Genomic DNA, 24,689 nt, shown 5'->3' with positions numbered 1-24,689 from the left:
GTGAGGACTGCTGCCGGTTGCTTTACACATTGACAGATCCCACTGGATCGGAACTGTCACAACGGAATCCTTCACCAAGAGGAAGCGGCATCAAACCCGGAACGGTTCACTCATCTCGCGCGCCCCTTGGCCTCGTTGTATCGCTTGGCTACGCTAGCCCTCGCGAAGACGAGAGGCGCTGCGACGGACACTGTCCGCCACGCTCGACTTCGAACCACATGATCAAGGGCGTCTCCGATCCGAGGAGACGAACTTGAGCAACCCGGCGACGACATGGGGTGTCGGCGACTACCCCCTGATGGCGCAACATCTCCGGCCCGCGGCGCTGGCCGCTGTCGAGGCAGCTGCAATCTCGCCGGGCGATCGAGTGGTCGACGTGGCAACCGGAACAGGGAACGCGGCACTACTGGCAGCCGAGCGCGGCGGCAAGGTTGTCGGCATCGACTTCGAGCCGGCGCTGCTGCGGCTCGCTGAAGAGCGGACCCAAAGCACAGGAATCGAAGTCGGATGGTTGTGGGGTGACCTGGAAGCCTTACCTGTCCCAGATCACTCGGCCGATGTCGTACTCTCCACCTTCGGCGTGATGTATGCAGCCGATCATGTGATCGCAACCCGGGAACTCGCGAGGATCGCTGCCCCCGGCGCCAGGGTGGTGCTCGCATCGTGGGTGCCGGGGAGCCTGATGCCGGCGATGGGGCAGATTCTGAGCGACTACCTGCCGCCACAGCCTGCCAGCAGCGGACCGCCCAGTCGCTGGGGTGACTCCGTTGCGCTCGCCACCATGCTCGAACCCCATCAGCTGCAGCTCACCGCCACTGTGCCCGGGCGGATTACCCCGCGTTTTTCTTCCGCCGACGACGCGGCCGACTTTCTGATTCGCACTGCGGGCCACGTAATGAGCGAGCAGGACAGGCTGATCGCCGATGATCGCTGGGACGAATTGCATCAGGATCTGCGCCAATTCATCGAGCAACGAGCAGAGCACAGCGGCAACGACCTCGGCCTACCGCTGGACTACCTTCTCGCCTCAGCTATCAGGACGCTGGACTAGTGTCCCTCGCCGGACTCTTCTCATTACGCAAGAACAAGTTCCGTGAAAGTAGGTGCCCCCCAACTCGGCTTGGCCACCTGGATGCCGTGCTCTATTCGTGGCACTAAGTGCCACGAATAGAGCATGGCTGGTATCCAAAGGCAGCCAGTTGGGACATATAGGCTGGATTCATGACAAGTGTGGGACATATAGGCCCGGAAAAGGCCAACTGGATCCGGAACCTACAACTCATGTAGGTTCCGGGCCAACTTGTCCGATCGACCTCTGACTTCAAAGGTCTTCCACGGTATTTGTCACTCATATTCCGCGCGAAGATGTCCTTTTCCGTAACCCCAGCAGGTCCCCTCCCCCACATGGTCACCGCTGCGGATCTTCAGCTCTGGGTGTCATCAATCCGTAGCAGTCGACGTTGCCACCGCGGCACCGGGTGCCAGGAGAGGCCGATCAGAGGTGGCCCCGGACTTCTTGTCCACGTACACGTACGCCCGATCGATCAACCTCCCTTCGCGCCGGCTCTCCCGCAGCAGCGAGAACCACATCGACCATTCATTCCTGGTTCTCTGGCGAGAACGTCGCTTGCCACACGGGATCCGAGCGCATCTTCTCTACTCGCAGCACAAGCCACTTCAACCCTCGCGCAGCCCGAATGAGCACGGTCGCCGACACTGCTCGGACCATGCCGCACACGTTGCGCCCGGTCGACGTCGGCTACGACACCCCTACCGAACTCGGAGTGCTCGCCGGGTTCGACGACGACCTCACCGGCAAAGCCACGGGCTCGGACGGTCGGACACACGACCGGCGGTCGCGCCGGAGCGCGAGCTGCAGCCGGTGCTGATGCTGTTCTGACCCGCTAGACGAGGTAGCGGGGCCGCCCGGCGTCCACCCAGGCGCGGAAGCGGGCGTCAATCCGGTCCGCGATCACGGTGTACGTCTCCCAGCTGTCCTCGACCCGGTAAATGTCCGCCGCGGTGGTGTCGAACGCGTCGAGGTAGTCGTCGATGAATCGGGAGTCGTCATTCTCGCCGACGTAGTACGCGACGGCGAAGGCGCTGCCGTCGGCGGTGAGATCGTCGCTGACGAACTTCTCGTCGAGCACCTTCATCAGAAAGGCGCCGGGCGTCGCCTCCCGCGACTCGAGCGGTTCGCGCTCGTCCTCGACGTCCTCCCCCGCGAAACCGCTCAGCAGGCACCACGCTACGAACATGCCGATGTGAGTGCCACCGGCAGCATTCGGCAGATCGTCGGGAAACTCGCCGCCGTAATGCCAGGCGGCGTCGTCGTACGTCGTCACGGATTCACTTCCTTCGGTTCGGCCCGCGTTGCTGTGCCCCACGAACGACATGGCCGCCGCAACTCCTCGAGAGAAGTGTTGTGGAGACCATCTGTGCCCCGCTGGGGCGGGGGACTGTAAAGCCCGACCGAAGGGAGGACCGCCCGCGAAGCCCAGCGCTGCCTCAACAGCCAAATCGTCAGACTGTCAAGGCGAACCATGTGCCCTGATCACCGCCGATGCAATACGGGCCAAACGCAGGTCGAGGAACCTGTGGTGTGAGGGGTTGCAGCGGATGTCATCCCCCAGTCTGATGACACGACAAGTCCGCCACAGCAACCATGTCAATGCAGACACGAAACGCCCCACCCTGTGGGCAAACAGGAAAGGACATCACCATGTTGGGAATCACCACCTTCGGATTTGTGGCGATCGCCGCCTGCGCAGCCGTCCTCGGTTATGCAGTGGCGCAGGCTATCTCATCCAGATCGGGCCGCAGGTACTGGGCGGTCAGCGCAGCGGTGATCGGACTTGGCGTACTCGCGTTGACGGGGTACGTCGCCAACCCCGGCGAGGTGACGCCGGACGGAGCACTCCACGAGCCCTTCTTTGCACTCGCACCCCTCGGGTTCTTGCTGATGCTTGTCGGGGCCGGAGCGGTTCTGGCTCGGTTGGGTCACCAACTGGGCCACCGCACGCTGGCCGCTACATAGATGTATGAGGGCATGACGTTGGTGACACCGGCCCGAAGCTTGCTCTCGGGTGGCCGGTCGCCGGCGGCAGCGGGGGGTCAATGGTAGTTGTACTGGACGTTCCACACGCGTAGCGCCTCGGAGCGTTGCCGTCCGTTGGCCCATTTGCGGACGTAGAGGAACTCCTCGTCCAGGATTCGGTTGTAGCGTTCGACCTTCCCGTTGCGACGCGGTATGTACGGGCTGATCCGCTGAGCACGATGACCCTAGCCCCGCACTTTCACACTTACTGACCGGAAGCCCGCTTCCCCGACCACGAGACGCTGATGCCGACAACCCGCTGATAGTCGACATCGACGCCACCCTGGTCACCGCACACTCCGACAAAGAACAGGCGGCACCGACGTTCAAGCGGAGCTGCGGGTTCCACCCGCCGTGCGCGTTCGTCAACCACGGCCCGGGCGATACCGGCGAGCCGGTCGCGATGCTGTTGCGTCCCGGCAACGCCGGATCCAACACAGCCACCGACCACGTCGCAGCCGTCAAGGACGCACTGGCACAACTGCCCTCTGACCCCGACTACCCGGTCAGACACAAGATCCTGATCCGGACCGATGGCGCCGGCACCCACGCGTTGATCGAATACCTGACGAAACGCCACCTGGGGTACTCGATCAGGTTCGGGCTCATCGACACCATGGTCGACGCCGTCGCCCTGATCCCGAAGACCGCGTGGCCGCCCGGCCTACGATTCGAACGGCCAGGTCCGGGATGGTGCCTGGGTCGCTGAACTGAGCGGCTTGCTCGACCTTTCGAGGTGGCCGACACGACTGCGGGTGATCGTGCGAAAGGAACGTCCACATCCCGGGGCGCAACTGTGGTTCACCGATACCGACGGGGCGTCAACGCGAATCCGAACCTACGGCGCCCGCCGCAGTCGGATGCGCGCTTGCCGGGCGGCGCCGATTCGCACCCCAGTTCTCGCAAGAATCGCAGCGGGTCCCGGTCTTAGCGCGCCCCGCGCGGCACCGTACGAGAACCGAAGCCGGCACCCGATATTGGACGTCACTTCCGCGGATCGGATCACGGTCTGACCCGAACGCTCGGTCCTGAACGCAGGATCATCCAACTCAGTCGGCGATTCCGGCGAACTGGCGGACTGCACGACGAAGGCACAGAGCAAGTTCGTTGTCAGTACGCGCTGCCGGCGCCACTACCGTGTTCAACTCCGGACTCCACAGCACCAGCGTGTCGACTTCCGCCGCGGCGCAACCCAAGCCGATCACCCAGTCCTGCAAGACACTTCGATCAAGAAGAGGGTCCCACGCGAGAAGCCAGCTCGACAGGGCTTCCCAACGAAGCTCAGGGATCTCAACCGCCCGCGACTTCATACGACCATGCTGCACAAACGACCCGGACCAAGGTTCACCCTCCACGGGTGGATTCATCCTGAAACTGTTCGATATTGCAACACCGAGTCCAGCCCACCATGGGTTTCATTCGAGCCCGAATGTCCACACGACGCCGACGGTCGCAATCGCGAAACCGGTGACCAAGACATTCCCGGCCTTCCGCGCGAGGCAGTTGCCATTGAGCAGTTCCGTCGATGCACTCTCAGGCGTAAGCCAGCGGCATCCTGTCGACCATCTCGGCAGAGACGTAGACCTGGCAGCCCGCAAGCTTGCCCTCGCGATCGGCCGTTTCGGTACTGAGCAGGGCACTGGTCTCCCGGTCGATCACCAGTCGGTCGACGTAGCCCTCCTCGAAGGTGAACTCGAGGACGTCGCCGGGCCGCCCGGTCCGGTCCGCGCCGACACCCCGGTCACGTGCCTTGAGTGCCTTGAGGTTGAGCCCGGCCAGGACCCGGTAGATCCCCGCCTTGATCTCGGGGGTGACTTCCGGGTCAGGGAGCAGTTTGGTCGCCAACCGGTAGAGCGCCCGATCGGGCGCCTCCCCGGGATACCCCAGCCCCAGCTCGCTCGACAGGCTCAACATTCGTGTGCGCAGCTGGTAGGGGTCGGTCGGCAGGCTGGCCAACTGCGCGCGCGTCAGGTACCCGGAGGTTTCATGGAGGTCACCCCCAGCCTTGCCGACGAGGGCCGTTCCATCCGGACGCACGTATGCCTCGTACGTCGGGTGATCGACGTCGGTGAGGTTGGTAAACCTCAGGTGCCGGAACGGTCCGGTCCCGACGGGAACGGACAACTCCGCGACCACGGCAGCCTGCTGCAGGGTGAACTGCGGGCCGGCTGCAACGACCTGTGTCTGCTCGGGCGTGCCGAGTCCGTCGGGTCCGACGACGAATGCCGACGCGGCGACAGCAACGCAGGCGGCTGCACCCACTCCCGCGATAACACGCCGTACCCGCCGACGCCGGTCGTCGAGGCGAACGACCGTGTCGCGGGAACCGGGGGCCAGGGCGGCTGGTGGCGTCGTGGACGCTTCGTTCTCGATAGTGCGCATCAGGCTCTTTCTCGCTCGGAGGACGACCTCGTCACGAGGAGGCTGTGGCTCGGGTCGCCGACCACGGATCTCCGTGAAGTCACCCATGTACGTCTCCTTGCCGCGACTCGGTCAGTTGTCGCCCCGTTCTTGCGAGTTCGTCGCGTTCCGGTTCACGCAGCTTGCGTCGGACCCGGTTCAAACGGGATCGCACGGTCCCGACCGGGATCTGCAGCGCCTCGGCGATCTCGGAGTAGCTGAGGTCCTCCCACGCGTGGAGCAGCAGCGTGTCGAGATCGACCCGCGGCAATTGCCGCAGGCGGCGCTCGAGTGCCCGTAGTTCGCGCCGGGCATCGAGCGCGGTGTCGACCTGTTCCTGGAACGGCACCGGGCCGTCGGGCCTCGGATGACGGGCGAGCAGTGCGACGTCCCGGTTGAGGCGGCGACGGTTTCCGTGCAGCAGGTTGCCGGCGATGCCGTACAGCCAGGGCAGGGCCTGCTCGTAGTCCAGGTCGAAACCCGCCCGCCGACCGAACGCGATCGTGAACACGTCCGAGGCCAGATCGTCCGCGGCGTCCACCCCGGCCCGCCGAGCGAGGTAGCGATGGATCGTGCCGAAATGACGATCGAAGATGCCCGCGAAGGCGTCCGGGTCCGTCAGCGACCTGGCGATCAGCTCATTGTCTCGCGGGGCAGGGACCTCGCGGAGTGCATCAGTGTCCACGTGCCTATTTGTCACGACGCTGATCCCGGTTCACGGTCTGCGCGGCCAGCTCGGAGCCACGCAACCGGCCATCGCCGCCGCCGAATGACAGGGCCGTTGTTCTGCATGTTCCCGACTCTCGGTGAGTACTGTCTCGTCCGTGTACGGAACGTGTCTTGACTGTGTAACAACGGTGGGGCGGCAGCGTCGATGCCGGTGAATGCCTGGATACTGGTTGCCTGTGGCTCAGATTTTGCTTATTGAGGATGATGACGCGATACGCGAAGGACTCACTCTGGGGCTAGGTCAGCTCTCTCACGTCGTACAAGGAGCCGTGACCGGCCATATGGGTCTCGACTTTCTCCAGCTTCAACCGCCCGACATCGTCATCTTGGATCTCATGTTGCCCGGCATGGACGGTTTCGAGGTCTGCCGAAGAATCCGTTCCGCCAGTAGTGTTCCGATCATCATGCTGACCGCCCGCGGCGACGATGTGGACATCGTGAGCGGGCTCGAGGCCGGGGCCGACGACTACGTCGTCAAGCCGGTCCAGCCTCGGGTTCTCGATGCGCGAATCCGGGCGGTGCTCCGTCGCGGCGAGACGCAAGCCATGTCCACGCCCGCGGCCAAGCACGGCGAACTGACGATCGATTACGCCTCCCTGATCGTGGCGAAGCATCGCGAGCCGCTGACGTTGCCCCCGACGGAGCTGCGTCTGCTCCTCACCCTGTCAGCGACCCCTGGGCAGGTGTTCAGCCGGCAACAGCTGCTGCAGGCCGTGTGGGAGCACGAGTACCTGGGTGATTCGAGACTGGTCGACGCCTGCGTGCAACGGCTGCGCGCCAAGATCGAAGACGACCCCGCACAGCCCGTCTACATCCAGACAGTACGCGGGTTCGGCTACCGCTTCGGACCGGTGTAGCGGGAACAGCGGATGCGGATACGAATGCGGCTGCCAGGGTGGCGCGGCGGCTTGCGGGCTCGCCTGGTGATCGCCTTCACCGTGGTGACTCTGGCTTCCATAGCCAGTGCCGCCGCGGCCGGCTACATCTCCGCGCGTAACTCCCTCCTTGCTTCGGATCAGGACCGCGCCATCCTCGACCTACGGCAACGCGTCACCGCACTCGCCCCCGAGCTGCTGTACCCACCCGACCAGGAAACACTGAACGCGTTCGCGGCGCAGCTACCAGGAAACACCACGGTGACCTACCGTGATCTGCAATCCGACTCGGACTCAGCGCAGGCCACTATCAACCCCGAGCTCCGAGACGCGGTACGCGACCACACGCGCATCCAGGTGCAGCATGTCTCCACCCCGACCGGGCCCGAGTTGGTGATCGGTATGCCGCTGACGATCTGGCAGCCCGCCGGCGCGAGTCAGCCGTCGGGGCTGGAGGTGTATTCCAGCCATGATCTTGCCCCGACCTACCAGCAGGTCCAGGTGCAAAGTCGGACCGCATGGCTGGTCGGTGCCGTGGCGGTGCCGTTCGCCATCTTGGTGGGATTCTTGTCCTCCAATGGTGTACTTCGCCCGGTACGAGATCTCCGTCAGGCCACGCGGCGATTGTCCGCAGGAGATCTCACGGCACGCCTGCACGTACGGGGAACCGACGAGCTGGCGGACCTGGCACACACGTTCAACGAGACCGCTGACGAACTCGAGCGGACGATCGCCGAACTCCAGCGACTGGAGGCAGACGCCCGGAGGTTCGTTGCCGACGTCTCTCACGAGCTACGCACACCACTGAGCGCGATGCTTGCGGTGACCGACGTGTTGGAAGCAGACGTCCCGCGAATGCCCGACAACGCCGCACGGTCCGCTGGACTGCTGGTGAGGGAAACCCGCCGGATGACTCGGTTGGTCGAGGACCTCATGGAAGTGTCCCGCTTCGACGCGGGCACTGCGCCGCTGATCCTCGAAGAAGTGGACGTCGGCGAGGCGACTCGGGCGACACTGGCGGCCCGCCACTGGGAAGACACGGTCGAGCTGGATGAGCCGAGAAGTGTTCGGGCCCAAGTCGATCGGCGCAGGCTCGATGTGATCGTCGCAAACCTGGTCGGAAATGCCCTGCGACACGGGCGACCTCCGGTCCGTATGCTGGTTCAGGCCGACGCTGATTGGTTCGAGGTCGTCGTCACCGACCACGGCGACGGAATCGCCGAGGACGCGCTGCCGCACATCTTCGACCGATTCTTCAAAGCGGACACGGCCCGCAGTCGCTCCGAGAGCAGCGGATTGGGGCTCGCCATCGCACAGCAGAACGCGCGGATGCACGGCGGTGACATCGAGGCCGGAAACATCCCGGGCGCAGGGGCACGTTTCGTGGCTCGGCTGCACCGGAACCCCGATACCTCGTAGGCTCAGGCCGGCGAGGGTTCACCGACGGTGTGGCGGGCTGACCGGGCGCTCACAGCACCAGGCATGCTCGGTGCAGAAGTCTGTCGCCGATTCCCTTGTGCAGCAACACGTCGACGGTCTTCTCGGCCCCCGGGTTGCCGCGCGCGCCGTCGACCGCGAGGGCTGTGCACACCACCTGATCGACCGCCAACGGTGAGAGATCGTAGACCGGTAGGGACACCGTGACGACGGTCTCGGTGACGGTGACGTCGATGTCCGCCAGCGAGGCCCCCATCCGAGGCACCTCGTTGCGAAACTCGCGGGTGTCGTCACGCAGTTCCCGGCCCGCACCCAGGCCGAGCAACTGGATGGCACGGCGAATGTCGCCGAGCTTCCCATACGGCTCATCCCAGACGGTCCCTTGCGGTGCCGTCACCGGGCGCAGCGCGGTCCCGTCGAGGTAGTACAGAGTCGGGCCGGTGGCAATTCCTACCGGAGGCTCGCCACCATCAGTGACTCCGCCGCTGGTGGGGAGCGTGCTGCAACCCACTGTCAGGGTCAACCCCATCAACACCAGCAGGAGAGCACGCAGCGAGACAACCGGCACCTGGTTCACCCCTCGCACATCGACTATCCTCCCATGGGCATGCCGAACGCGGTTCGGGCAGGTTGGAGTGCGGCCATTCTGGTGGCGACCTGTCGGGCTAAGGCTGTTCATCGCGACTGCTGCTCGATGGCGCGCGTCAGCAGGTCGACGTACAGCCCGGTGCCGGTGGGGCTCCGCGGATGAGTGTCGTCCTCCCAGAACATCTCCGGCACGCTGTGGGCGGCGCGATTCCAGTTGACGATCACGGTGTTGGGCTAGCGGCGCTGTGCGGTGTCCAGGGCAGCATTGACAGTGTCCTGCCATGACCTGGGCACGCTGACCTCGATCATGATCACCCGACGGGACGGCCCAATCGTTCGCAATGCCGCATCGAGGGCAGACTCGTCGAATGCGCCATTCGTGCCCAACCCGATCACCACCACCTGCCCGAGTCGTCCGACGTCGCGCAACCGGGCAACGAGGCCGGGCAGATCCCACATCTGCCGACCGATCTCCGCGTCGACGTCCGCGCCGGGCAGGCGCTCTCGCAGTTCACGCCCGGCCGCCGCCGTGACGGAGTCGCCGATCGCGGTCAACCCGACCAGGCATTGGTTTACCTTGCAGTGCTTGAATTTTGGTATCTCGGAACGGATGATGCGCGGCGTCTCGAGATCCGATTCCGGTCGGCTTCGGTGGTACCACCCCAGACTCCGAATGGTTCCCGGGCAGTGAGGGCGTGGAGTCGACATGACGGTAGGACAGGACATGCTGCGCAGATGGCCTTGGCGTCACGTTCGCGGCGGGCCCGCGCTCCGCGTTCCTCGCCGTCTCGGGGGAAGAACAGGTTGGGGTCCATGTTTCGACATCGGGCACGGAGTCGCCAGTCCCATACCTCGCTGACAGGGGGTGGGAGGGGTGGGAGGGGTCCGGGCATCACGGTGGTGTCCTCTCGGGGCCGTTGTGTCCCACTGCCACACCTCCTGCGTGTCAGTGGTCGCGGCGGAGGCCGGGCTGAGCCAGCCGGGTTGTGCAGAGGTCGTCGAGTTGGTGTACGACGTGCTCCGGCAGATACGCGGATGCGCCGTTGTGCAGGTAGGCCTGGAGTCGCTGGAAGTACCTGGCCGGGGTGATGCCGAACTCCACAAAGATGTCGGCCGACGAACCTCCTCCCCAGTGTCTCCACTTCAGGGCGAACGCTAGGAGGTGGTCGTTGTCGGTCATCATGCCTCCTAGGATGCTTGCGCTGTCAGTGCGCTTGTGCGGCTGGGGAATTGCTAGTCCCTGAGTGTGGTGGGGCGTCTGCGATCGAGGGGATGGGTGTCGACGAATCAGTCAGTCTGCTGGGTGGTGGTCGTGAGTACGCTGCCCGAGCGTTGTTCGACCAGGTGATCACACCTTGACTGGACGGCGTTGTCGGGCAAGTGAAATGCGGGCCGCGCGGCCGCCCGGCTGCTCGGCTCCGGGCGGCCCGATCGTGTGCGGATGTCCGTGACGGGACGTCCGCGGCTCGGTGCGGCCGACGAAGGTCAGAGGGTGGCGATGGCGTATCCGTGAGCCTCGCCCGCCGTCGATATGGAGGGAGAAGGTCCGTGGCGGAGAATCCGTGCGGCACAGAGTTCCGACGCGGTGTCTGTGCAAGACGTGGTCTGTGGCGCAACCGTGTCACAGAACCACCGATCCGCGAACACGACGGCGTTGTGGAGCATGCACTCACCGCTCACCGCTCGCCGGTCTCGTCCTGGAAGGCCGCCGCGCGGGCCATCTGCACAGGCCGACGGCGAACAATCGCCCATGCCACACCCAGCACCGCAAACCACACCGGGGTGACCAGCAGCGCGTGGAGAGTGTCCTCCTTCTGGGTGAACGCCCAGATCAGGAATCCGAAGAAGGCCAGCACGACGTAGCACATCGGGATGCCGCCGGGCATCTTGTACGTGGAGGCCTCGTGCAGGTGCGGGCGGCGCTTGCGGTACACGATGTAGCTGATCAGGATGATTGTCCAGACGAAGATGAAGCAGAGCGAGGAGATGGTCGTCACGATGGTGAACGCCTCGATGATCGAGCTTCCGACGGCGACCATCACGACACCGGCCAGCAGGAACACGCCCGAGAGGTACAGGGCGTTGGCCGGGACTCGGCGGGAGGTCAGCTTGCCGAACAAGGCCGGCGCGTCACCCTGCCGGGCGAGGCCGTACACCATCCGCGACGTCGAGTAGATACCCGAATTCCCCGACGACGTCGCCGAGGTCAGGACGACGAAGTTGATCACCGAGGCGGCGATGCCGAGGCCGGCGAGAGTGAACATGGCCACGAACGGGCTGCGGTTGGCGCTGATCTCCCGCCACGGGGTGACCGAGATGATCACCACCAGGGCCACCACGTAGAAGAGCATCACACGAACCGGGATCGAGTTGATCGCCTTGGGCAGGTTCTTCTCCGGATCCTTGGCCTCGGCAGCGGTGGTGCCGACGAGTTCGATTCCGACGAACGCGAACGTCGCGATCTGGAAGCCGGCGACGAAGCCCATGAACCCGGTCGGGAAGAACCCACCGTCATTCCACAGATTGGCGAAGGAGGCCTCCGCACCGCCGGGCGCGGTGAAATGACTGAAGACCATCGCAAGGCCGACGACGATCAGGCCGACGATCGCAATGATCTTGATCAGCGCGAACCAGAACTCGGTCTCACCGAAAGCCTTCACGCTGGGCAGGTTCAGCCCGATCAGCAGCGCCACCGCCGCGAGCGCCGGGATCCACAACGGCAGCGAGCCCCACCAGTACGACACGTAGCCGGCAATCGCGATGACGTCGGCGATGCCGGTGACGATCCAGCAGAACCAGTAGGTCCATCCGGTGAAGAAGCCGGCCCACGGTCCGAGCAGGTCCGCGGCGAAGTCGGCGAAGGACTTGTATCCGGTGTTCGAGAGCAGCAGCTCCCCCATGGCTCGCATGACGAAGAACAGCATCGTGCCGATGATCATGTACACGAAGATCACCGACGGACCGGCCAGGGAGATCGTCTTGCCGGACCCCATGAACAGGCCGGTGCCGATCGCGCCGCCGATCGCGATCAGCTGGATGTGACGGTTGGACAGTTGCCGCGACAGCCCCGGCTCGTTCGACTCGTCGGCTGTGTCAGTAGTTGACGCGGACGTGACTCTTGGCTTCGTGTACTCGGACACAAGATGCTCCTAGGTTGGGATGAGCGATGCACAGCAACAACAACTCTGGGTCCACGGACGGCGCCGATACACAGCCCGGCTCGACTGGTCGGATCGATCGAAGCTGGGGTGCCCCGAGAGAGCACGGGTGCGCTTCCCAACTGCTCGGATGCCAAGAGACGGCCGCGACTCCTCGACAACTCCGATCATTGCCAATCGAGACTCCTCCGGCATCTACCCGATGGAGAGTGGTCGCAAGCCCTCACTGCGACTGAAGGACGTTCCGGCCCTTGGCCTCAGCGTCTCGCACCTGAGGTCTGTGCCGCGGATCACACTGTAGGGGCGGCGGGGCCGTAGCGCAACGGTCGAATCAAATCGAGAGTCCACATGGATGCACGGTGACCCCACGATGTTTCGGCAAATTCTGACCAAATCCGCAGTGCAACAGTGTCTTACGGAACCAATGCTGGTTCCACTCATTTCACCCACAGCCACAGGTTCGGCAACGTCCCCGCAGCGGACCGTTTCGGCCGCCGGCGGACGAAACGGTGCAAACTCGGCCCACATTTTCATAGCGCATCACCGAAGGTGCATCGCACACTGCCGCTATGACCTCGGCCATGTCACCGCTGGTCAGGGGGCTGATTGTGCTGTTAGCACTGACTGCAGGAGAAGTGTTGGAAGGACAGCACCGTGACTTACCGCACGACCCATTCGAAGATTGTGTGACGGCCACCACGTTCGAGGAGAGGTACTTCATGAGGCTCAGTTCCACGGCCCCACAACGCGTCGGCATCGTTGGTGCGGGAATGGTCGGGCTGTCGACAGCATGGTTCCTGCAGGAGCGGGGAATCGAGGTTACGGTATTCGACCGCAAGGGAATTGCGGCCGGCGCATCATGGGGGAATGCCGGGTGGATCACGCCCGGTATCAGCACTCCGCTGCCCGAACCTGCAGTGCTCCGATACGGCGTTCGCGCCGTGCTCAGCCCGTCCTCACCCGTCTATGTGCCGCCTACGTTGAATCCTCGGTTGATTCGGTTCCTGGCATCGTTTGCCCGACACAGCACCGCCGCACGGTGGCGCGTGGCGATGGAGTCGTTGGTAGGGATCAACCGACATGCGTTGTCCGCGTTCGACGAACTCGCGGACGGCGGCGTGAAGGGAAGCGCATATGAAGCGAAGTCCTTTCTGGCTGCGTACCGGACGCCGGCGGAACGGGCAATCCTGCTCGAGGAGATCGAGCACATTCGGTCTGCCGGTCAGGGCATCGAATTCGACGTCCTGACCGGTGACGACGCGCGCGAAGTTGAGCCGTCGCTGTCCGACGAGGTCGGAGCCGCCATCCGGCTACACGGCCAGCGGTTCATGAATCCCGGCGACTTCGTGAACAGTCTTGCGGAGGCGGTCCGCGCGCGCGGAGGCGCGATCCGCGAGGGCTACGATGTCTCCGGAGTCGTCGATGAAGTTGGCGCCGTGCGTATTTCGAGCCAAAACGGCGACGTTGAGCGATTCGATGCCGTCGTCCTCGCGACCGGAACGTGGCTCGGCGACACCGCCCGCGACTTCGGCGTCGGGATTCCCGTACAGGCGGGGCGCGGATACAGCTTCAGCGTCGCGATCGATCACGTTCCGGCGGGGCCCGTCTACTTCCCGGCACAGCGGGTGGCTTGCACGCCCCTCGGAGACCGCCTCCGGGTCGCCGGAATGATGGAGTTCCGTGCCCCCGATGCCGCCCTGGATCGGCGGCGGATTGCCGCGATCGTGCGGGCCGCGCGGCCGTTGCTGCGTGGCGCTGACCTGGATGCGCGGCGCGACGAATGGGTGGGTTCACGACCGTGCACACCGGACGGACTGCCCGTGATCGGAGCGACCCGATCGCCGCGCGTGTTCGCGGCCGGCGGTCACGGCATGTGGGGGATCACCCTCGGGCCGGCGACGGGGCGCCTGCTCGCCGACACCATCACCACCGGGCGAACCGCACCCGAGCTGGCACCAGACGTCAGGTCGCGTCGAGGCGACGGCAAACTTCCGAGCCGAAACGTGTGCCTGCGATCGGACCCCCGACCCAGGCGTAACGGCGCACGATCGGACTACCGGCAGCAGCCCGCCGGGCACTACCGTAAGAACACGAGTTCGGCTGGTTGGGCTTCGATCGTGTGCTGAGCGAACGAGAACAGGCCCAGTCGAGTTGCCTCCGGCACCGAGGAGTACCGATGATCCACGTCAGTGCATTGATCGACTCTCTCGGCGGAGCCTTGCTTCGCCAGATTGTCTCCGGTCACCGAGACCAGATCAGCGACGTCACCCTCTCTGGCGACCCGTCCTTCGAGCACTCCGGAGGCCTCGTCCTGGGACTCGGAATCGACAGCACGGCCGCCGCCGTCGACCTCCTGCATCGCTCAGACCGCACCGGCGCCTGTGCCCTGATCCTCAAGGCGCCCTTCGCCGACGACCCGGACGTAACCGGCCTCGCCACCGAACTGGGCATCGGACTGGTCGAACTGCAGCCGCAGGCATCGTGGACACACCTGGTGTGGTTGACACGCAGCATCCTCGATCACTCCACGACACTCGCGGGATCGGAGATTCAGCGTGATCCCAGCGGCTACGGCGAACTGTTCGCGTTCGCCGACGCTGCCGCCGCGATCGTCTCCGCACCCGTAACGATCGAGGACGCCGACTCGCGCGTACTCGCCTACTCCGAACTCCAGGACACCGCCGACCCCGCCCGCATCTCCACCATCGTCGGCCGTCGCGTCCCTGACCGGATCATCAGCCACTTTCGCTCCCGCGGAACCTTCCGACGACTTCAAAAGTCCGACGAGCCGATCTGGGTCGATGCCGGCCCCGACGGCGTGCTGCCGCGCCTCATCATTCCTATCCGCGCCGGACGCGAGCTACTCGGCTCCATCTGGGCCGTGGACCCCGGACCCGTCCCCGACGACCAGGTACGCGAGCTGACCCGAACCGCTTCGGTGATCGCCCTGCACCTGCTGCGATTGCGCGCCCAATCTGGTTCCGCACGCCGCATTATGGCTGACCGTCTTCGCGCCGCATTGCTCACACCCGACCACGAAACCGGCCTGCGACTACCTCCAGGCCCATGGCGGGTCGTCGCCTTGGCCGACATTGGTACCGACGAGCCGCCGGATTATCGGGTCGAACTGTGGGAGTCGGTCATGCGCCGGCACGGATGGACACAGCCACTCCTCACTGCCATCGACGGCGTTCCGATAGCCGTGGTCACAGAAGGTGGGGCGCCGCGTACCGCGGGGAGCTGGGCATGGCTCCATGCACTGGCCGCCGAGACATCCGCATACGACAGTGGCGTGGCGGTCCTCGCCGGAAGGGCCGCGCACACGACGAAGGATCTCCCCCAGTCACGTGCCGAGGCAACCGAACTCATTCACCTGGCTCGCACCGGGCGCGTGGCGGCTCCGGCGACGACCTTCGAAGAATCCTGGCACGAAATCGTTCTCGCGCGAGCCCGGGCGGCACTGCTCACGGGGCCGCCGCTCGGCGAGGGACCCGTCCAGAGGCTGGTCGAGCACGATGCAGAGCGCGGAACCGAATACGTGACCACTCTGGCCACCTTCCTCGCGCACTACGGCGAACCGAAGCGTGCCGCCCAGTCGCTTCATATCCATCCGAATACGTTGCGCTACAGAATGAAGCACATCACCGACCTCACCGGGCTCGACCTGACCGGGACCCGACTCCGCCTTGCTATCGCAATCCATCTCACCTCGGTCCTCGATGCCCGAAACGACACGAAGGCCACGAAGAACCTCACCGCCGGTGACGCCACCACAGGATCATCCGGCGATCATGCAGCGACTGAATTTCCGGGTGACCAGGTGTCTGAGGACATCCCGTAGGGGCTCCGCGTCATGCACCCCGGGGGCACAAAACACAAATGCGCGCTTGAGATCAGGTAAGTCCGACCGCTAACCCACGGATCCCGGGCGGGCAGGCATCTTTCGACCAAAGCCTCCCTCGTTGGTGAATCCGCACTAGATTTCCGCTGCGATTGGTGCAGTCGGGACGATGCCATCCTGGGTGACCAGCAGCACAATGGACACATTGAACGACGTCCTCGGCACTACATGTCGACTCAGCTCAGACGGCACGCTTTCTCCGGCCATGTGCCAATTCCCAGAAATGACAACAACACTCGAAGCAGGAGCAAATCAATGTCCGAGAACCCGTCCGCTCCCGATGCACTCCACGGCGCGAAAAGTGCCGCCCCTGCGCGCTTGACGACAGGGGAGGCGATCCTCAGCAAGGTCGGGTACACCCTGCCGGTCGCGTCGGCGCCAATCGGTGCGTATGTGGCGGCCGTGCAGGCCGGCAATCTGGTCTACACCTCAGGACAGCTACCGTTGGTCCAGGGGATGATCGAGCAGCCGGGAAAAGTTGGTCGCGAGGTTTCAGTGAACGATGCGTCGAGAGCGGCGGAGATCTGCACCCTGAACGCCCTCGCCGCCATCGATGCCCTCGTCGGACTCGACGCCGTTGTGCGCGTTGTGAAGGTGGTCGGGTTCGTCGCGTCTGCCCACGATTTCACTGGCCAGCCAGCCGTCATCAACGGGGCCTCGAAAATGCTCGTGAATGTCTTCGGTGACGCCGGGGTACATGCTCGCTCAGCTGTCGGCGTCGCGGAACTGCCCTTGAATGCACCCGTCGAGGTCGAACTCATCGTCGAGATCGCCTGACCCTCGAATCTCGCAGGCCACGTCGTCCGTCCCCTGTGGTCACGCAGTCAGCCGAAGTCCACCAACGAAAGGAAGCACAATGGTGCACTGCTCGAAGCCCGCGCCCGACCAGCACATCATGGCTTTCGCACTCAAATGGCGCCACTGGGGTGGTGGTCCGGCGGGTGACATCTTCATCGAGTTCGGCCTCACCCCGGTCCAGTACTTCCGTAGGCTGGAGGCCTTCCTGAATGCCGGCGCCGCAAATCACCTTCCCGCCGACATTGCCCAGCAACTGCGCACCATCTGCCGTGGCCGACTCACCACCAGCTGTCGCACCATGAACGCCGCACCACAAGTCTCGTGAGGACGAGGTCATGGAAGCCGAATATCCTCAACTGCGTCTCGCCGTCGATGCCCTCGACCACAACATCCGAGTGATGGCCAGCTGGTGCAGGGCGCGTGCCGTCGAGCTCGCTCCCCACGTCAAAACGAAGATGTCGGCTCCGATCATCGAGCGCTCGACGGAAAGCGAGGAATACCCTTGCCCTTCTTACTGATTCACGCCATGCTCGCGTGCGCGCAGTTGCTCAGTCCGCGGTGCCTGTCGGCAGCCGCCTCGCGGTTCGTCAGGACAATCGCCGTGGCGCGGGCCCAGTCTCGGTGGATGGCGATGGTCTCGTACGCCTCCGCTGATTACCGAGACCCCATGGACGACGAAGTCACCACCGCGCATCTGCCTCGGACTTCGGCGACATGGACGCGGCGCCCATGACATCGCTGCCGCGCCGCGTTGTCACGTCGAAGTACTCGATATCCGATCCGCAGACCAACTTCGAGTTCGATGTTCGGCGCACCGTCAATCCCGAGCTGGTCAAATCGATACTTTTGCCCGGTACCGCCGTCAATCCGAACAAGCCGTTGCCACACTGCGCGCGTTTGAAGGCCTCTACTACGATCCGCATAACCAGCAGAAGCTCGATGTCTGGGGAACATCGGACGCGCTGCGGCCGGTCTTCATGGCGATCCATGGCGGCTACTGAACGGCACTGTCCCACCACGACGCAGCCTTCATGGCACACACTTAATGCGAAGGGAATCACCACTGTCACAGTCGATCACGGGTTGGCCCCGCTGACATCACTGGAAGAGATGGTGCGCCAGATCCGCTCCGCCGTCGCGTGGATCGATGATCAAGGGCGTCTCCGATCCGAGGAGACGAGCATTGAACAACTCGGCGATAACGTGGGGTGTCGGCGACTACCCCCTGATGGCGGAACATCTCCGGCCCGCGGCGCTGGCCGCTGTCGAGGCAGCAGCAGTCGCACCGGGCGATCGAGTGGTCGACGTGGCCACTGGCACAGGGAACGCAGCACTACTGTTTGTTTCTTCGACGGTTCGGCGCATCGGTTCGTCGGTGCTCGCCAAATGCCCGTGCCAGGCCCTCTCAAACTGCGTTTGTGCAGCTCCGTGCCTATTTTTCAAGATCAGACCGGTGATCTCGCGGGCGGTGGACATGCCGGCCTGCCCGTCGATCGCGTGGGCGCGGTGCAGCGCGAGGACGATGTCGGCGTCCTCCTCGATCGATCCGGATTCCTTGAGCTCGTCGAGGCGGGGCAGCTTGTTGGGGTCGGCGGCGGACCGGTTGAACTGCGAGCCGACGACGACGACCAGCTCAAGTTCCCGGGCCAGAAGTTTCAGGCCGCGGGTGAACCGCCCTACCTCCTCCGCCCGGTTGATGGAGCCGCGGCCGCCGTCGCTCGACATCAGCTGCAGGTAGTCGACGACGATCAGCTGCAGTTCCCGGCCCTGCTCGGCGAGGGCAGCTTTCGCGGCGGTCGCGGTGCGGCGGATGTCGGCGAGGGTGCGGGACCGATTGTCGATGTACAGCGGCCACTGCGAGATCGCCGAGATCGCGCCGGAGACGCGGTCCCACTGGTCGTCGTCGAGGCATCCCGGCTCGCGGAGCTTGTTGAGTTCGACGCACGATTCGGCGGAGACGGCGCGTTCGACCATCTGCTCCGCGGACATCTCGAGCGGCACGTAGATGGCGCCGTGGCCGTCGCGGCAGGCCTGGCGGGTCCAGTCCATCATCGCGACGGTCTTGCCGGTGCCGGCGCGGCCTGCGACGACGACGAGGCTGCCCGGCTGCAGCCCGAGGGTGACCTCGTCGAAGTGCGTCCAGCCGGTCATCAGGCCGGTCGGGACCTCCCCGGACAGGCGTTGGTCGAGCAGCGCGCAGTAGTCGCCGGTCTGTTCTTGGATCGACGGGAGGAGCTGGGAGGTGGCGGAGGTCGAGGCGAGGGTGTCGAGGAGGAACTCGCGGTTGGTGTCGAGGTCCTGGCCGCCGTCGAGTGCTGCCAGCGCCTGCTGCAGCGCGGCGCGGCGCCGATCGAGGGTGGCTTGGTCGGCGAGCCGCGCGACATGGTCGGTCGGGGCGGTGGAGGTGAACGACTCCTGCACGGCGGCGGAGAGCTGATCGAATCCACCGACGGCGGTGAGGTTGTCGCCGAGGGTGAGCATGACGGTCGACAGGTCGACGGTGCCGGCGTCGGCGGTGCGGGCGATCGCGGCGTAGACGGTGCGGTGGGCGGGGATGGTGAACGCGGCGGGGGCCAGTCGCCCGAGGGTGTCCTGGGTGAACCCGGGGTCGTCGCCGCGCAGCATCGTGCCGAGGACGATCCGTTCGGACAGCACCGCCGCGGTGCTCATCGTGCGCTTACTCCGGTGCGCTCCAGCAGCCGTTCGTGCAGGGCGCGGATCTGCTCGGGCAGCTGGCCCGGGTCGCGCAGGGTCGGTTCGGGGAACGGGGTGCCGGGGGCGTCGATCATGCGGACGCGGATGACGGCGCCCGGCCGGTCGAGTGCCCAGCCGTGGGTGTGGCCGGGGCGGGCGTAGGACTTCGCTTCGGCGCCGTAGACGAATCGGGAGTCGTCGACGGCGAGCTTGAACCGCTTGTCGAATGCCTGACTGGCCTTGCCGCCCTTGATGGCCCGGTCGTTCGGGGACAACGCGTCCTGCACGGCCCGGAGCAGTTTGTCGCGGTCGGGTGGCTGCATGGCGGGGATCCGCGGCGACTCCCCCTCGACGGCGGGGGCGATGCGACCGGTCTGGTTCTCGAAGGCGCGGGGGAACGGCATCGTGAACGCGACGTCGATCAGGGCGGGCCCGTCGATCGGTCGCCACTGCATGCCGAGCTCGCGGAGCGCTTCGCCGGTGATGTTGTCGCGCCAGGCGTACATCGTCGGGTCGGATGCCTTCACCCGGCCGGCGGCGACGGCGACCATCGAGCCTTGGGACTTCGGGTCGCCGTGCACGACAAGCCAAATGGTGCGGTCGGTCCGGGTGGCCATGCCGCCGAGCGCGGTGTCGGTGAGGACAGCGTCGCCGCAGTTGCCGGCGGCGGTGGTGGTCTTGCTGGCCGGCGGTCGCCGCTTCTGCCGGGCGGCGGTGGCCCGCGGTGCGGTGGCGACGACTGCGGTGGTCGGCTTGCTGCACTTGCTGCAGCGTCCACCGGTGCTGGAGACGAGCCAGTTGCAGTGCGGGCAGATCACCCGGGCACCGCTGTCGATGAGTTCCTGCGCGGAGAACTGCGTCATGCCGCGCACCGTAGAGCGGCGCTTGTCCAGCCTGGTCGGCTCCCACGCCGCTCTCTAGTCGTGTCTGCTCGGGCGCTACCGAGCGCATCCCGTTATCGAACCGTGCGAGTGCAGTGGCGCCGTGCCGGATGTACTGCACCAGGCCGGAGCGTTCGATCCTCCAGCGGCTGTCGGGGCCGTGCTGGAACGTCCACGTGCCTTCGTCAAGGGACCGGTCGTGGCGGATGTACTGATGATCCATGACACCGGAGACGTACAGGTCGCTGCTCGCACCGTGGAGGTCTTGCAGTTCCTGCCAGATCGGCTCGTGCGGGGTCATGATGGCGAACCTAGTGTCCTTCAGCGTTGACGAATAGGTGAGCACCCGCCGCCATCATCCCGCAACGCACCGCAGGCGAGCACAACTTCACGACCAGCTCGGCAGAGGGCGGCTCAGCGTTTGCCGCACCAGCCGCAGACGATCCGCAGTGCAGGTGTCCCGCAGAACCTCCGAGCTGAACAGAGGGCCCCCACGCGTACGTGAGGGCCCTCTGCCGTTCGAGTGGCGGCTAATCCTGCTCTGAGCGTGATCCCAGGATCGCAGCGAGAAATGCGCCAGCGAGCAGGAAGAGCACGATGCGTGAACTACGTTCATCGCTACTCAGATCAGCCCACGTCAGAGCTTGCGCAACGACAGCGATCGCGTAGAGGCCGATCGCCGCACCCGAGTATCGGTTCATGAACTGACCCTATCCATTCGACAAGATGACGCCCGGCCTAGAACGAGATGTAGGTCGGAGTGTTGCCCTTCTGCAGCGTCGATGGCCCGCCACCGTAGCTGATCGACAGACCACCGAGGAACGATGCCGACACGCTCAACGCGCTCCCACCTTCGGCGTCGCCAGCGCTGAGTTCACGCCCCAGCCCTTTGACATTGCTCCACTCGAACGCACTCGATCACTGCGAGCTTGCCTGAACGGTCTCGGTTGACATCAGGTTCGACGGCCTTGAACAGATCCCGCCGCACCCGGTCCGCACTGAGACCGACGCGGGCCCATGTCAATCCTCCGCGATACCAGCAACCGCTTTGTCGCCCCGAACCGCTACTCTCCTACCCACTGCGATCAACAAGGTCAGGCCGCGGATGGATGGAGCGAGGATGGGAATCCAGGGATCCAGCGAGAGCGGAACCCCGATTTGTGAAGCAGCGGCGGCGAGTATTCCTGCACCGCTGCTTCGGGACTACCGCCACATCGGAGGCATCGAGTCAATCGAGATTGACGGCATACGGTACTTTTTCGGTTATGACTTCAGCGAAGATCTAGCCCTTTCCCCACTCATCGACGACAACGAACTCATGGCGGTCTTCGCGGAGACCCATATGGAGCAACGGGACGGCCTTCACGATCGCGAGTACTGGCGGAAACTCGTTGATGAATCACTCGAGTACTCAGCGTTGGCGGAGCCGGAATCTTGCTACTTCGAGGCCGTACAACTGCGGCTGATCATCACCTCGCTGAAGAGCATTGCAGCGACCGGAGTACCGGTGCCTGGCTTCAACTACCCGTATCACCTCAGATTCCTATTGTCCTCCGCCGGGCAATGGAAGGAGCAATTCACCGCAACTGCAGAGGGCATCAGGTCCATCAGGGGCACGGAGAGCGCTGCCAATGGGACCACGCTTGAGCAGATAGCTCGGGACATTCTCCGTGAGACTCGGAATGTGATGAATGCTGCTGGAGGAAACTGGGCAGAGGTCTTCAACGCACTCGGACAATGACGCCACGCGGCACTGCTCCCCGACGGTGAAGCCACCCAGCTGACGCAACGCAAGACGAGACCACGAGGGCATGATGCGGGCCGCGGGGTCAGATCCCTTCGGGTGGTGCAGCGGGTGGCAGTCGCTTCGTTCGAGTTCATGCGCTGGGTTCGCGAGGCAGCCCCCCGCTACGGCTCAAACACCAGCAGCGGTTTGCCCCCCGTGTGCGGCAGCTTCGGCCAAATAGACGGCTTTGCTGAACTTTTCGACGGGGATCGGCTGGCCCTCCGGCGCGCGTATCGCGTTCTGTGTTCTCGCTCAAGACGCTGTCCGCCTTCTCGCGGCTCATGGCAGGCGAGCCAGTCGGCTGAGCGAGGGCATGCTGGAGTGGCAGCTCGCCGAGTTGCCTACCGCTACACTTGAACAACTCGTCAAAGTCGCTAGGGCCACAACGATTTTGAACTTCCACAAGCCTGGCCGACGGAGTGGCCAGTGAAACGTGCGCAGTATCAGTGCGAGTTTCGTGGATACCGATCGGAACACTGGGTGGCTCGGCGACCCCACAAGATCGTTACTAAAGTGAACGATCGGAAAACGCCTCACATCACAGCACTGTTCGATACCAAAGGAACACACAGCAAGACAATGGACGTTCTCGAAACCGCACCCAGCGAACAACAAGCGGACCGTCAAGTGACCTCCACGGACGACCGCGTCCGCGAAGTCCCGGCAACCGGGGCAAGGACCCGACCCTGGACTCATGCATTGTGGGCTGCACACTGGGTTCTGCGCATCTGGCTCGCCATATCGCTGCTGACCTACGGCTGGTCGAAGGTGTTCCTCATCCAGATGGGGCGCACCGACTATGCCGACGCGTTAATCACCCACGGCGAGATGAGCCCGATGGGACTGCTGTGGGACTTCGTCGCCTACTCCCCGATGTTCCAGATCCTGTCAGGAATCGTCGAGGTGCTCGCCGGAGTGCTCCTACTGTGCCGGCGCACCGCCTGGCTCGGCGCTCTCATCGGCGCCCTCGCGATGGGCTTCGTCTTCATCCTCAATCTCGGTTACGACGTCCCCGTCAAGATCCTGGCCCTGATATTGACCATCGGATTCCTGATCGCCCTTATACCAGCGATCCCTCGCATCGCCCGGTTCGTTGCGGGCAAAGCCACCGGGCCTGCCCCGCTGCCTCAGGTGGTGCCATGGCCGAAACTCGAGGCCGTCACCCGATGGCTGGCACCGGCGTTCGCACTGCTGATCGCTGCCGGCACAGCACTGCCCTGGGCCACAATGTCGGCAACCGTCAAGGAATCGAACTCCGCCCTCCCCGGTGTTTACGCAGTCGTGGAGGACGCCGCCGCACCTGCCGCACAGTTGCGCGATGACCATCGCTGGCAGCATGTAGCGATCGGCAAATACCTCGACGACGAACAGGGCAGCATCGCCATCCGGTACGCCAACACAGACCTGCAGGACGGCAAATACCGGATTATCGGGCCCGACATCATCGAGGTGAAGCTCTACCCTGTCCTCGAAGGCGACCGGCCGCTGGAACGAGACTTCGAGTCCACGACCGTACTGACCTGGACGACTATCGGACCGGATCGAATCGCACTGCGGGGCGAGAACGTGGACGTGCAGCTCGCCTCCGACCCAGAACTACGCTACTTGTTCGATCGTGAATTCTCCTGGGCGCCAACCACGCCGGTCAACAGATAGTCCGCACCCGTGACCCCCTCCAGCTGGACATCACAGCTAGGTGGGGCCACGGCCTTCCTGCCTTCCGTGACCTTCACGAGTTGCACCGCTAGCACCCCCCGTGTTTTCAAGCAGCCGTCCTGCCGTTGCTCTCCGCACAACACACCCGACCGCCACGCAAATTAGAACTTCTCCAGATTTGCGTGATCTGGAGCCCTCCTGAAGTGTGATTACCAACCGGTTAACCTACCCAACCCGTATGCAGCCCAAACCGAACCGGCATAGGTGAACACCCCTCCATAGGGTGTTCACCCATCAGCGCTCGCTTCGTTCACCTAGTTGGACCTGCGGACGGTTTTCGAACGCCGATTCCCCCTCGACTGCGCCTCACTGGCCCGATTCGGCGCATCTCCGACCTGATTGCGGCGCAATTCGCATCCAGACTGAGCCGAGTGTCGCTCCCGAAGCAGCTACGGACGGCCGCTTCCGCGATGTGGTCCAGGTCGAGCCGCGGAATCCATGGATTTCGCTGTCGGTGCGGGATCGCTGTCTGCCGGACCCGGCGGCTACCAGGGACTCCTCGTGCCGCACGGAGGCGAAGAGTCACGCCGCCGCCGAATTTCGGTTAGCGCCCCTTGCAAGAATTCAGATCGCATCGGGCTGGGTGCCGCTTTGCGCTCTGACCCCACGGTGGCGGGCAAAGCCGGCAG

The 24,689-nt window shown here is 64.6% G+C and carries 24 protein-coding genes and 3 pseudogenes; 13 read left to right on the top strand and 14 right to left on the bottom strand.

Annotated elements, in window-relative coordinates; translation table 11 throughout:
• The first annotated feature begins 253 nt into the window (after nucleotides 1-253).
• Nucleotides 254-1,051, top strand: a complete 798-nt coding sequence (locus AC1DWC_RS24290) for a class I SAM-dependent methyltransferase (protein WP_477912162.1) — start codon at nucleotides 254-256, stop codon at nucleotides 1,049-1,051.
• 655 nt (nucleotides 1,052-1,706) lie between these two features.
• Nucleotides 1,707-1,841 (top strand): annotated as a pseudogene (locus tag AC1DWC_RS24285) (IS110 family transposase); the annotation flags it as partial.
• Between the two features lie 63 nt (nucleotides 1,842-1,904).
• Here AC1DWC_RS24285 and AC1DWC_RS24280 read toward each other — a convergent pair.
• Nucleotides 1,905-2,345 (bottom strand): DUF7832 domain-containing protein, encoded by a 441-nt coding sequence (locus tag AC1DWC_RS24280; RefSeq protein WP_477912160.1) that lies wholly within the window; start codon nucleotides 2,343-2,345, stop codon nucleotides 1,905-1,907.
• Nucleotides 2,346-2,722: 377 nt separating this feature from the next.
• On the opposite strand from AC1DWC_RS24280, the gene AC1DWC_RS24275 reads away from it, so the two are divergent.
• The gene (locus AC1DWC_RS24275; protein WP_477912158.1) at nucleotides 2,723-3,037 is read left to right on the top strand and encodes a DUF3955 domain-containing protein; all 315 of its coding nucleotides are present in this window, start codon (nucleotides 2,723-2,725) and stop codon (nucleotides 3,035-3,037) included.
• Here AC1DWC_RS24275 and AC1DWC_RS24270 read toward each other — a convergent pair.
• A pseudogene (locus AC1DWC_RS24270) lies at nucleotides 3,001-3,282 on the bottom strand (integrase core domain-containing protein); the annotation flags it as partial. The gene AC1DWC_RS24275 and the pseudogene AC1DWC_RS24270 overlap by 37 nt on opposite strands.
• 8 nt (nucleotides 3,283-3,290) lie before the next feature.
• On the opposite strand from AC1DWC_RS24270, the pseudogene AC1DWC_RS24265 reads away from it, so the two are divergent.
• A pseudogene (locus tag AC1DWC_RS24265) lies at nucleotides 3,291-3,960 on the top strand (transposase); the annotation flags it as partial.
• Between the two features lie 186 nt (nucleotides 3,961-4,146).
• Here the strand turns inward: AC1DWC_RS24265 and AC1DWC_RS24260 are convergent.
• The 3 genes from AC1DWC_RS24260 to AC1DWC_RS24250 all read right to left on the bottom strand — a co-directional run bounded on the left by AC1DWC_RS24260 (nucleotide 4,147) and on the right by AC1DWC_RS24250 (nucleotide 6,182).
• Nucleotides 4,147-4,407 (bottom strand): hypothetical protein, encoded by a 261-nt coding sequence (locus AC1DWC_RS24260; RefSeq protein WP_477912156.1) that lies wholly within the window; start codon nucleotides 4,405-4,407, stop codon nucleotides 4,147-4,149.
• Nucleotides 4,408-4,630: 223 nt separating this feature from the next.
• Nucleotides 4,631-5,479, bottom strand: a complete 849-nt coding sequence (locus AC1DWC_RS24255; protein WP_477912154.1) for a hypothetical protein — start codon at nucleotides 5,477-5,479, stop codon at nucleotides 4,631-4,633.
• 79 nt (nucleotides 5,480-5,558) lie between these two features.
• Entirely contained in the window at nucleotides 5,559-6,182 is a 624-nt protein-coding gene (locus AC1DWC_RS24250; RefSeq protein ID WP_477912152.1) for an RNA polymerase sigma factor, read from the bottom strand.
• 199 nt (nucleotides 6,183-6,381) lie between these two features.
• Between AC1DWC_RS24250 and AC1DWC_RS24245 the strand changes: the two genes are divergently transcribed.
• Nucleotides 6,382-7,083 carry a response regulator gene (locus tag AC1DWC_RS24245; protein WP_477912150.1) on the top strand — a complete coding sequence of 234 codons (702 nt, stop codon included), beginning with the start codon at nucleotides 6,382-6,384 and terminating at the stop codon, nucleotides 7,081-7,083.
• A 66-nt stretch (nucleotides 7,084-7,149) separates the two neighbouring features.
• Complete coding sequence (locus AC1DWC_RS24240; RefSeq protein WP_477912148.1) at nucleotides 7,150-8,520, top strand: ATP-binding protein; 1,371 nt, start codon at nucleotides 7,150-7,152, stop codon at nucleotides 8,518-8,520.
• 49 nt (nucleotides 8,521-8,569) lie between these two features.
• Here AC1DWC_RS24240 and AC1DWC_RS24235 read toward each other — a convergent pair whose 3' ends face one another.
• The 6 genes from AC1DWC_RS24235 to cycA form a co-directional block, all read right to left on the bottom strand.
• Nucleotides 8,570-9,124: a hypothetical protein gene (locus tag AC1DWC_RS24235; RefSeq protein WP_477912146.1), complete on the bottom strand. Its 555-nt coding sequence runs from the start codon at nucleotides 9,122-9,124 to the stop codon at nucleotides 8,570-8,572.
• Between the two features lie 89 nt (nucleotides 9,125-9,213).
• Nucleotides 9,214-9,351, bottom strand: coding sequence for a hypothetical protein (locus AC1DWC_RS24230; protein WP_477912144.1), 138 nt, complete (start codon nucleotides 9,349-9,351; stop codon nucleotides 9,214-9,216).
• A gap of 9 nt (nucleotides 9,352-9,360) precedes the next feature.
• Nucleotides 9,361-9,681, bottom strand: coding sequence for an SGNH/GDSL hydrolase family protein (locus AC1DWC_RS24225; protein WP_477912142.1), 321 nt, complete (start codon nucleotides 9,679-9,681; stop codon nucleotides 9,361-9,363).
• A gap of 17 nt (nucleotides 9,682-9,698) precedes the next feature.
• Nucleotides 9,699-9,941 (bottom strand): WhiB family transcriptional regulator, encoded by a 243-nt coding sequence (locus AC1DWC_RS24220; RefSeq protein WP_477912140.1) that lies wholly within the window; start codon nucleotides 9,939-9,941, stop codon nucleotides 9,699-9,701.
• Nucleotides 9,942-10,072: 131 nt separating this feature from the next.
• The gene (locus AC1DWC_RS24215; RefSeq protein ID WP_477912138.1) at nucleotides 10,073-10,309 is read right to left on the bottom strand and encodes a DUF3263 domain-containing protein; all 237 of its coding nucleotides are present in this window, start codon (nucleotides 10,307-10,309) and stop codon (nucleotides 10,073-10,075) included.
• A gap of 493 nt (nucleotides 10,310-10,802) precedes the next feature.
• On the bottom strand, nucleotides 10,803-12,266 hold the full coding sequence (cycA, locus tag AC1DWC_RS24210) for a D-serine/D-alanine/glycine transporter (protein ID WP_477912136.1): 1,464 nt from the start codon (nucleotides 12,264-12,266) through the stop codon (nucleotides 10,803-10,805).
• A 737-nt stretch (nucleotides 12,267-13,003) separates the two neighbouring features.
• Between cycA and AC1DWC_RS24205 the strand changes: the two genes are divergently transcribed.
• The 5 genes from AC1DWC_RS24205 (at nucleotide 13,004) to AC1DWC_RS24185 (ending at nucleotide 17,501) form a co-directional block, all read left to right on the top strand.
• Nucleotides 13,004-14,410 carry an NAD(P)/FAD-dependent oxidoreductase gene (locus AC1DWC_RS24205; protein WP_477912180.1) on the top strand — a complete coding sequence of 469 codons (1,407 nt, stop codon included), beginning with the start codon at nucleotides 13,004-13,006 and terminating at the stop codon, nucleotides 14,408-14,410.
• A 50-nt stretch (nucleotides 14,411-14,460) separates the two neighbouring features.
• Nucleotides 14,461-16,125 carry a PucR family transcriptional regulator gene (locus tag AC1DWC_RS24200; protein ID WP_477912134.1) on the top strand — a complete coding sequence of 555 codons (1,665 nt, stop codon included), beginning with the start codon at nucleotides 14,461-14,463 and terminating at the stop codon, nucleotides 16,123-16,125.
• Between the two features lie 378 nt (nucleotides 16,126-16,503).
• Nucleotides 16,504-16,962 (top strand): RidA family protein, encoded by a 459-nt coding sequence (locus AC1DWC_RS24195; protein ID WP_477912178.1) that lies wholly within the window; start codon nucleotides 16,504-16,506, stop codon nucleotides 16,960-16,962.
• A 79-nt stretch (nucleotides 16,963-17,041) separates the two neighbouring features.
• Nucleotides 17,042-17,308 carry a DUF3263 domain-containing protein gene (locus AC1DWC_RS24190; RefSeq protein ID WP_477839105.1) on the top strand — a complete coding sequence of 89 codons (267 nt, stop codon included), beginning with the start codon at nucleotides 17,042-17,044 and terminating at the stop codon, nucleotides 17,306-17,308.
• A 10-nt stretch (nucleotides 17,309-17,318) separates the two neighbouring features.
• On the top strand, nucleotides 17,319-17,501 hold the full coding sequence (locus tag AC1DWC_RS24185; RefSeq protein WP_477912132.1) for a hypothetical protein: 183 nt from the start codon (nucleotides 17,319-17,321) through the stop codon (nucleotides 17,499-17,501).
• Nucleotides 17,502-17,663: 162 nt separating this feature from the next.
• Here AC1DWC_RS24185 and AC1DWC_RS24180 read toward each other — a convergent pair whose 3' ends face one another.
• From AC1DWC_RS24180 to AC1DWC_RS24170, 3 genes are all read right to left on the bottom strand, one after another.
• A complete protein-coding gene (locus AC1DWC_RS24180) occupies nucleotides 17,664-17,972 on the bottom strand; it encodes a hypothetical protein (RefSeq protein WP_477912130.1) in 309 nt (102 codons plus the stop codon).
• A 229-nt stretch (nucleotides 17,973-18,201) separates the two neighbouring features.
• The gene (locus AC1DWC_RS24175; protein ID WP_477912128.1) at nucleotides 18,202-19,653 is read right to left on the bottom strand and encodes a replicative DNA helicase; all 1,452 of its coding nucleotides are present in this window, start codon (nucleotides 19,651-19,653) and stop codon (nucleotides 18,202-18,204) included.
• Nucleotides 19,650-20,540 (bottom strand): hypothetical protein, encoded by an 891-nt coding sequence (locus AC1DWC_RS24170; protein WP_477912126.1) that lies wholly within the window; start codon nucleotides 20,538-20,540, stop codon nucleotides 19,650-19,652. The genes AC1DWC_RS24175 and AC1DWC_RS24170 overlap by 4 nt, the downstream gene beginning before the upstream one ends.
• A gap of 1,138 nt (nucleotides 20,541-21,678) precedes the next feature.
• Here AC1DWC_RS24170 and AC1DWC_RS24165 point away from each other — a divergent pair.
• Both AC1DWC_RS24165 and AC1DWC_RS24160 read left to right on the top strand, forming a co-directional pair.
• Nucleotides 21,679-22,299: a hypothetical protein gene (locus AC1DWC_RS24165; RefSeq protein WP_477912124.1), complete on the top strand. Its 621-nt coding sequence runs from the start codon at nucleotides 21,679-21,681 to the stop codon at nucleotides 22,297-22,299.
• Nucleotides 22,300-22,857: 558 nt separating this feature from the next.
• Nucleotides 22,858-24,000 carry a DoxX family protein gene (locus AC1DWC_RS24160; protein WP_477912122.1) on the top strand — a complete coding sequence of 381 codons (1,143 nt, stop codon included), beginning with the start codon at nucleotides 22,858-22,860 and terminating at the stop codon, nucleotides 23,998-24,000.
• The last annotated feature ends 689 nt before the right edge of the window (nucleotides 24,001-24,689 follow it).

It is taken from the genome of Rhodococcus sp. P4_C10 (genome assembly GCF_056402135.1).
This window is presented reverse-complemented; position numbering and strand designations above follow the sequence as displayed.